The following is a 1028-nucleotide window of genomic DNA, read 5'->3' on the forward strand; positions in this document are numbered from 1 at the left end:
TCACCGGCAGCGCCTCGAGGCTCCGTCCCGGGGCGCCTGGGTTGCGGCCGAGCCAGGTGAAGGTCAGGGAGTCGATGGTGTGGCAGTCGGTGCCGATGTCATCAGCCAGCACGCTGGCCGCTGCCGCGGAGGGCGCTAGACCGATGACGTGGCGGCCAGTGTTCTCCCATGCCTGCACGACCACTTTCATGGCGGTGGTCTTACCGGTGCCGGCCGGTCCGACGCCGGCGGCGAGCAGGGTTCCAGCGCCGACGAGGTGGTGGGCCAGTTCCTTCTGTCCGGCGTTGAGCGGCCAGCCTGTGGTCCTCTCGTGGGCGGCAAGTGCCTTCTCGAGCTTGGCGCGGGATGCAATCACTGCCACCGGGGTGCGGGCTGCATCGAGGACGCGAGTCTCGGCGTCGAGCACGGCTTGGGTTGTGTACTTCTCGGCGCCTGCGTGCCGGTCTATTCCTGCGCCAGTGTGACCGGTCAGGGGCTCGGGCAGGCTCAGTGGCTCAGGCGGCGTCAGCTCCACCATGAGCTCGCGAAGCGCGATGTCCATGACCTTGGCGTGGGCCTGGTCGAGGGCGCCTGAGGAGGCGAACCGGTAGCCCTTCAGAGCTGTGGATACGGCGGTGTCGACGTGCGACCGGCGGAACTGCGCGCGGCGTGACGACACCGATTGGACGGCCTGCTCGGCGACCTGCCGGGCGTGGCTTTCGGCGTCGAAAACCTTGCGCTGCGCATCGACGGTGGCCCGCTCGGTGACGTCCCGGACAACGGATAAGACGGCGTCGAGACCGACGGTCTGCTCGGCCACCCGGCGCCAGGCGGCTCGGTGCTCATCGAGGGACTGGGCGGGCTTCTTGGCGTCGCGGGTATCGAGGATCGCCTTCTGCCACAGGGCGTACGCCGCACGCTGGGTGGGCTGGCGTCCGCATCTCTCTACGTACTCGGCAACGAGCTCCTCGTACACCGGGCGGGCGAGTGCGCGACGGGACGAGAACACGTCAATGAGACGGCGGTCGATGCCCTTGATTTCCCAGATC

1 protein-coding gene and 1 pseudogene are annotated in these 1028 nt (G+C 68.6%); both read right to left on the reverse strand.

The window, feature by feature from the left end; translation table 11 throughout:
- Positions 1 to 799: AAA family ATPase (locus HMPREF3086_RS13750; RefSeq protein WP_246831002.1), on the reverse strand; the 799-nt coding region annotated here is incomplete at its 3' end.
- A gap of 48 nt (positions 800 to 847) precedes the next feature.
- Positions 848 to 988: pseudogene (locus HMPREF3086_RS19655) on the reverse strand (hypothetical protein); the annotation flags it as partial.
- Between the last annotated feature and the right edge of the window lie 40 nt (positions 989 to 1028).

The organism is Dietzia sp. HMSC21D01 (assembly GCF_001815995.1).
GTDB classification, from domain to species: domain Bacteria; phylum Actinomycetota; class Actinomycetes; order Mycobacteriales; family Mycobacteriaceae; genus Dietzia; species Dietzia cinnamea.